The following is a 6,471-nucleotide window of genomic DNA, read 5'->3' as shown; positions in this document are numbered from 1 at the left end:
GACAAATGCGGAAAACCATGTTGCGGGCGAGGCCAAGTGGCTCGTGATGGGCCTGTCCTTTACCGCCACCTGCATTGTTTCCACGATTACCTTCAGGCTGATCGAGGAACCGGTCAGGCTTTGGTCAAAAAAAGTCGTCAGGAACCGGTTGCGCATCAGGCGCGGCAGCGGGGAACTCGAGGCGGCTTAAGCGTCGCGCCCCAACTTCCGCGGCAGTTTTGCCTTCACGATGCCGACGACCCGGTCGAGCACCGTCAGGGCGAGATAAACCGCCAGAAGCCCGAGGAAGAACCTGAGGTCCGTCAGCAGCGTTCCGCCGGCGAATTTCCGTGCGCCGGTGTTGGCGTAGGTCCAGACGAAATAGGCGATGGCGGTAAAGGCCGCGGTCAGCACCAGCGACACGAGGATGGTCCGCCAGGCGGGTTTCGGGGCGTCGCTCATTTCAGCACCCTTGCCGTGGCAAGATCCGCCTTGAAGACCATCAGATCGTCGAGCTTCTCAACGTCGCCTTCCACCTCGATGTAAAGCGCCAGCAGTGGATTGATCTCGTCGCCGAGCAGATTGCCGTCCGCGTCCGCCATGAGGAAGAAATTGCGGCCCTGGACCGCCCCGGAAGAGACGAAAACCGGCGGAATGCCCCCTGTCAGGCAAAGGTTGGCGCAGGCCTTGTGCGCAAGCCCGCGGCCCGGGCGCATCGCCCCCGAATAGCATTTGCCGTCACAGATCTCGCCGGTGAGTTTCCAGCGGCCGAGCGGCACGGGGTCTGCCGGAGTGAAGGCAGCATCCGCACCCTCGGTAGCTTCCACCTTTCCGACCTGGATCATGGTGAGGTCGCCGCGTTTAATGGGAACGCCGCGCAAGGCGACGGCGGTTTTGATGTTGGCTTTCGCCTGATCGAAGACACCGCGTTTTCCCTGACCGGAGAGCATGTAGGTCTTTGCCGGCGTGCCGCCGCCGGCGGGAACGCGGAAGACCGGGTAGGGTCTCAGTTCCAGAAGGCCGGTCTGTTCGAACCGGTTGCCCCATTGAAAGCCGCCGTTACCCGGATCGTTCTGAGTCGAGGAGAGCGCAAGGGCCGCAAGGCCGAGGCCGCCGACGAAGCAGACGATAAAGACGCTCACGAAAGCGATGAGCGGCTTCGGCACCTTGTTGAGATAGCCGACAAAGAAAGGCGCCGATTTTGTCTGTCGCCAGCTCATGTCTCATCTCCGATCGTGACCGGCTCGACATAGGTTCCCGGCGGCAGGGCGGTCGGGTCGAGCAGGATGGTCGAACCATCGAGCTTCAGCCGGTAGGTGGCGATCTTTTCGGTGAAGGGCGCGGGCGCCCGGCCGTCGGCGAGATTGTACTGATAGCCGTGCCAGGGGCAGGTGATGCAACCCCACAACACCTTGCCTTCACCGAGCGGGCCGTTCTGGTGGGCACAGGCATTGGTTATCGCTGACAGCTTGCCGTCGTATTTGAAGATCGCGACCCGCTCGTCCTCGGAGAGCGTCACGACCTTGGCGCATTTGTCGTCGATCTCCTCGACATCACCCGCCACCAGCCAGCCATCCTCCGGGGCGGCCTGCGCCGTCTCCTTGCCCCGTTCCTGCAGGGCCTCCATGCGCCCGGTGGTGAAATGCAGGCCGGAGACCAGCACCACGCTTGCCGCCACAAGGCCGGTGAAAACCGGATCGGCCGGCCCCTGCAACGCCCCGAGCGCTACATGCAGAACCACAAATGTGTAGGCGGCATAAATGAACATGTGCAGCGCCTTCCAGATCGGCGCGCCCAGAAAGCTCAGCCAGAAATCGTGGCTGGTGGCCGCCAGCACCAGCAGGATGAGAAAGGCGGCAATGCCGAAGGCCTCGAAGGGAAAGCCGATGATCTGCGTGTAGCTGGTGTTCGACGACAGCAGGGCGGCGTATTTGTCCGTCGGCGAGAAACTGAAATACCAGCCGAGCACATAATTGGCGTGAACGGCGGCTATTCCCGCCGTCATGACACCGAAGTGGCGGCGGTTGTAAAGCAGCGGCAGGAAGCGCCGGTCGAGCCGGGCCAGCGGCCCGATACACAGGATGATTGTCAGCATCAGAAAGGCGCAGCTGCCGAAGGCCCGCATCCTGAGGATGGCGCCGTCCACCGGTTTGCTGACGTCTTCGAAGAACGGGCCGACATAGATGAAGATGTAAAGATAGAGCGCGACGGCGATCAGCAGGACCGCGTCATAGATCATCTTGTTGCGGTTCCAGATGACCGGCATGTATTGCACGCTCATTGCGAAACCTCCCCGCTGTCGGTTGCGGAAACGGGCGCCTCGATCAGGACGGCAGGCCGGTCGGCGGGCGGTGTCTGGCGCAGGGCAAGGATCGTGAAGAAGGCAAGCGGCAGCAGGATGCCGAGCACGGTCCAGATGCGGGCATGGGCGGTGCGATGCGCGCGTTTCATCGCCGGGTCTCCCCGTATTTTTCAAGCACGTACCAGCGGTAGAGCACCAGCGGCCAGATCAGGCAGAGGCCGGGAATGAGCAGGGGACGAAAGACATGCGACCCGCGTGCCGACGGTTCCACCCGGTCGATACCGATAACGAGAAACAGCGCCGCCACCACGCCGCCGGCGATCAGGTAATACTGGCCTATCTCGATCAGAACGGACGCGGTCAGCAATTCGTCCCCCTTAGCTCAGCTGCCTCTAGTTGTCATCCCGGCTGGAGCGAAGCGGAAGGCCGGGATCAAATCAGTGTTGACGAACGAGTTTCGCAACAAACCTGCCACCGTGTCTACTGGATCCCGGTCTTGGCTTTGCCAAACCGGATGACAGGTCCAATGGTGTCTTTGGTCACACCAGATCCGCATCGGTGACGATTTCCACCAGCGACGGACCGTCATGGGCGATCGCATCCGCGATGGCCGTGTTGAGGTCGGCGGCGTCGGTCACCCGGTGGCCGTGACCGCCACACAGGCGCGCAAAGGCGGCGAAGGACGGGTTGGTAAGGTTCGTCTCCCAGACCGGCCATTCGCCCGCACGCTGCTCCTTGGAGATCTTGCCGAGCTCGGAATTGTTCAGAAGGATATGGGTGATATCCATCCCGTATTTGACTGCGGTGGTGAATTCCATCGCGTATTGGCCGAAGCCGCCGTCGCCGGAAATCGAGATCACCTTGCGGCCTTTGAATTTCTCGAAATCCCGGGTTGCGCTCCAGGCACCGAGCGCCGCCGGCAGGCTGAAGCCGATGGATCCGAGATAACCGGACATCAGGATGCGCTGGCCTGAAGGTTCGAAGTAGCGGCCGAAGGAATAGGTGTTGTTGCCGACATCCACCGGGATGATCGCATCCGCCGGACAGAGTTCGCTCAACGCCTTGAAGACGGCTGCGGAGTGGATCCCCTTGTCGTGGGTCTCAGCGAGGCGGCGGTCCTTTTCATCCCGCCAGATGACCCAGCGCTCGGCGAGTTCGGCAACCTGGTCGGGCGCATCGCCGGGTTTCGAGATCTTGTCCATCACCGCCTGGCAGAAACTGCCGATCTCTCCCCAGACGGGCAGGGTCACTGGGTGGAACTTGCCGAGCTGCATGCGCTCGAAATCCACCTGGATGATGGTCTTGTAGGGCGCGATGCCGGTGTGATTGGCAAAGGACGAGCCGAGGGAAAGCAAAAGGTCCGCCTCGTTCATGAACCAGCTTGCCACCGGCGTGCCGGAGCGGCCGAGCACGCCCGCCGCCAGCGGATGAGTGTCCGGGATCAGCCCCTTGCCCTTGAAGGTGGTCAGCACCGGCGCGCCGATCTTTTCCGCCAGCGCGATCACCTTGTCGCGGACGTCCTTGGCACCGTAGCCCAAAACGATCACCGGTCGCTTGGCGGCATTGATCATCTCTATGGCTTCGGAAATATCCGCCGCGGACGGTGTGATTTCCGTTCCGCCGAGGCGGCCTTCGGGGGTGCCTGCGTCCTTGCTGCTTGGCAGGGTCTGGACATCGTCGGGGAAGATCAGGTGGGCGACGTCGCGTTCCACAAGCGCCGTTTTCAAAGCCAGCGACATCAGCTCCGCGTGGTTGGAGGAGCCGAGAACGGCTTGCGAGAATTTCGACACCGCCTCGAAGGCGGATTTGAGGTCGATGTCCTGAAAGGCGCCGGGGCCGAAAACCTGCGTCTGCACCTGGCCGGTAAGGGCAAGGACGGGAGCCCGGTCGACCTTGGCATCCCAGAGGCCGGTCAGGAGATTGGTGGCGCCGGGACCCGCAATCGTCAGGCAGGCGGCAGGCCTTCCGGTCAGCTTGCCGTAGGCGGAGGCGGCAAAGGCGGCTGCGCCTTCGTGGCGGATGCCCACAAAGCCGAGACTTCCCTTGTCCACCTGCCGCCGGATGGCGTCGGCGAGCCCCAGATTGGAGTGCCCGACCATGCCGAAGACGCGCTTCACGCCCCAGTTGACCATGGTTTCGGCCATGACATCGGTCACTGTCGGTTCATGCGCGGGCTCCGGCTCGAGGCCGACAAGGATCTCGCCGTCCTCGATCTTGAGCGGATAGAGTTTCTGGCCGCTGTCTTCATGGCCTCCGGGAGGCGCGCCGGTCAGCGGGTCGAAGTCCCAGCCGTGCCAGGGGCAGCGGATCCAGCATTTGCCGTCCGTGCCCTCTTCGATGGAGCCTTCGCCAAGTGGACCGCCCTGGTGCGGACAATGATTGTCCATCGCCGCCCATTTGCCGCCAAAATGGGAGAGGCAAAGCGAGGTGGTCCGGGCGGTGACCGTCTTGACCCGTCCGTCGGGGAGGTCGTCCACATGGCCGACCCTGATCCAGTCGAGTTCTTGAGCGTCCATTTTCTCCTCCTTGGGCATTTTGAGCCCTCAGGCGACACCGCCATAAGCTACGCCCGAAAGATCCGCCATTTCCCGCTTCCAGGTGGTCAGATCCTCAGGACGAAACTGGTTGAGGTGGGTGTGGCCGCAGGCCCGTGCCATCACCTGCATCAGCCCGACCGAGGCCTCGAAAAAGTTGGCGAGGCGCCGGGCGGATTTTTCGATTTCCAGCCGGTTCACCAGATGCGGTTTCTGGGTGGCTATGCCGACCGGGCAGTTGTTGGTGTGGCAGGCGCGCATGGCAATGCAGCCGATCGCCTGCATGGCCGAATTGGCGACAGCCACCGCATCGGCCCCGAGCGCCAGCGCCTTGACGAAATCCGCCGGCTTGCGCAGGCCGCCGGTGATGACCAGCGTCACGTCCGGGCGCCCGAGACTGTCGAGGTGGCGGCGTGCCCGGGCGAGCGCGGGAATGGTCGGCACGGAAATATTGTCCCGGAAGATGATCGGCGCCGCGCCTGTGCCGCCCCCGCGCCCGTCCAGGATGATGTAGTCGACGCCGACCTCCAGCGCCGCGTCGATATCCTTTTCGATATGCTGGGCGGACAGTTTGTAGCCGATCGGGATACCTCCGGTGCGGCCGCGGACCTCGTCGGCAAAGTCCTTGATCTGCGAGATCTCCGTCCAGTCCGGAAAGCGGGGCGGGGAAATGGCATCCTCGCCTTCCTTGAGACCCCGGACCTCGGCAATCTTGCCCTGCACCTTGGCACCCGGAAGATGGCCGCCCGTGCCGGTCTTGGCGCCTTGTCCGCCCTTGAAGTGGAAGGCCTGCACCTTGTCGAGCTTCTCCCAGGCAAAACCGAAGCGGGCCGAGGCCAGTTCGTAGAAATAGCGGGAGTTGGCTTCCTGTTCCTCCGGCAGCATGCCGCCTTCGCCGGAGCAGATGCCGGTGCCGGCCAGCTCCGCGCCGCGTGCCATGGCCACCTTTGCGGGCTCCGACAAGGCGCCGAAGCTCATGTCGGAGACGAAGAGCGGAATCTTCAGTCGCAGGGGCTTCTGCGCATTCGGGCCGATGACGGTATCGGTCCCGACCGGGTCGTCGTCCAGAAGCGGAAATTTTTGCAGCTGGGCGGTGAGGATCTGGATGTCGTCCCAGTCCGGCAGCTGCGCGCGCGGCACACCCATGGCCTCGACGCGGCCGTGGTGGCCGGTCCTGGAAAGCCCGCTGCGGGCATATTGCTGAATGAGACCGTTGTAGGGTTCTTCCTCGGAGCCATGGCTGGTGTCGGCGTAAAGGCCGAGATAGGCCTTGCGGTTGAACGGCTGCGGGTTTTCCAGCGCCCAGGCGGCGATTTCATCCTCGTCCACCAGCACGTCGTCGCCCTCGACCCAGCTTTGGAATTTCGGCAGGGCCTCGGAGTTGTTGTATTCGGAGACGCCGCTGTCGAGCCGGTAGTCCCAATAATGCACGCCGCAGATCAGGTTCTTTCCCTGAACATAACCGTCGGACATGAGCGCGCCCCGGTGAAGACAGCGGCCATAGAAAACGGAGACCTCGTCGTCGAAGCGGACAACCACCAGGTCGACTTCCGCGACAAGCGCATATTGGGGCTTGCGGTCCGGCAAGCTGCTCAAGCTGGCAACAACCTGTTTTTTCATGTCGTCTCCCGGCACCCTGCGTGCCGCTCCATTTGT

At 63.0% G+C, this 6,471-nt stretch carries 8 protein-coding genes; 1 reads left to right on the top strand and 7 read right to left on the bottom strand.

The window, feature by feature from the left end; translation table 11 throughout:
- A partial coding sequence (locus tag ACQY7U_RS16965; RefSeq protein WP_428646761.1) for a hypothetical protein occupies positions 1-190 on the top strand: 190 nt, incomplete at its 5' end.
- On the opposite strand, the gene ACQY7U_RS16960 is transcribed toward ACQY7U_RS16965, so the two are convergent.
- From ACQY7U_RS16960 to ACQY7U_RS16930, 7 genes are all read right to left on the bottom strand, one after another.
- Positions 187-441: a hypothetical protein gene (locus ACQY7U_RS16960; RefSeq protein ID WP_428646759.1), complete on the bottom strand. Its 255-nt coding sequence runs from the start codon at positions 439-441 to the stop codon at positions 187-189. The genes ACQY7U_RS16965 and ACQY7U_RS16960 overlap by 4 nt on opposite strands.
- Positions 438-1,199, bottom strand: a complete 762-nt coding sequence (locus ACQY7U_RS16955; protein WP_428646756.1) for a hypothetical protein — start codon at positions 1,197-1,199, stop codon at positions 438-440. The genes ACQY7U_RS16960 and ACQY7U_RS16955 overlap by 4 nt, the downstream gene beginning before the upstream one ends.
- Entirely contained in the window at positions 1,196-2,260 is a 1,065-nt protein-coding gene (locus ACQY7U_RS16950) for a Rieske 2Fe-2S domain-containing protein (RefSeq protein ID WP_428646754.1), read from the bottom strand. Before ACQY7U_RS16950 ends, ACQY7U_RS16955 begins: the two co-directional genes overlap by 4 nt.
- The gene (locus ACQY7U_RS16945) at positions 2,257-2,430 is read right to left on the bottom strand and encodes a hypothetical protein (RefSeq protein ID WP_428646751.1); all 174 of its coding nucleotides are present in this window, start codon (positions 2,428-2,430) and stop codon (positions 2,257-2,259) included. The genes ACQY7U_RS16950 and ACQY7U_RS16945 overlap by 4 nt, the downstream gene beginning before the upstream one ends.
- The gene (locus tag ACQY7U_RS16940; protein ID WP_428646749.1) at positions 2,427-2,648 is read right to left on the bottom strand and encodes a hypothetical protein; all 222 of its coding nucleotides are present in this window, start codon (positions 2,646-2,648) and stop codon (positions 2,427-2,429) included. Before ACQY7U_RS16940 ends, ACQY7U_RS16945 begins: the two co-directional genes overlap by 4 nt.
- 172 nt (positions 2,649-2,820) lie before the next feature.
- Positions 2,821-4,797, bottom strand: a complete 1,977-nt coding sequence (locus ACQY7U_RS16935) for a thiamine pyrophosphate-binding protein (protein ID WP_428646746.1) — start codon at positions 4,795-4,797, stop codon at positions 2,821-2,823.
- A gap of 27 nt (positions 4,798-4,824) precedes the next feature.
- Positions 4,825-6,435, bottom strand: coding sequence for a glutamate synthase-related protein (locus ACQY7U_RS16930; RefSeq protein WP_428646743.1), 1,611 nt, complete (start codon positions 6,433-6,435; stop codon positions 4,825-4,827).
- Between the last annotated feature and the right edge of the window lie 36 nt (positions 6,436-6,471).

This window comes from Roseibium sp., from assembly GCF_050301095.1.
Classification (GTDB): Bacteria; Pseudomonadota; Alphaproteobacteria; order Rhizobiales; family Stappiaceae; genus Roseibium.
This window is presented reverse-complemented; position numbering and strand designations above follow the sequence as displayed.

What these genes read in the sequence shown, in the direction of transcription:
- ACQY7U_RS16960 (WP_428646759.1), bottom strand. Translation starts at nt 441, where the DNA reads ATGAGCGACGCCCCGAAACCCGCCTGGCGGACCATCCTCGTGTCGCTG.
- ACQY7U_RS16955 (WP_428646756.1), bottom strand. Translation starts at nt 1,199, where the DNA reads ATGAGCTGGCGACAGACAAAATCGGCGCCTTTCTTTGTCGGCTATCTC.
- ACQY7U_RS16950 (WP_428646754.1), bottom strand. Translation starts at nt 2,260, where the DNA reads ATGAGCGTGCAATACATGCCGGTCATCTGGAACCGCAACAAGATGATC.
- ACQY7U_RS16945 (WP_428646751.1), bottom strand. Translation starts at nt 2,430, where the DNA reads ATGAAACGCGCGCATCGCACCGCCCATGCCCGCATCTGGACCGTGCTC.
- ACQY7U_RS16935 (WP_428646746.1), bottom strand. Translation starts at nt 4,797, where the DNA reads ATGGACGCTCAAGAACTCGACTGGATCAGGGTCGGCCATGTGGACGAC.
- ACQY7U_RS16930 (WP_428646743.1), bottom strand. Translation starts at nt 6,435, where the DNA reads ATGAAAAAACAGGTTGTTGCCAGCTTGAGCAGCTTGCCGGACCGCAAG.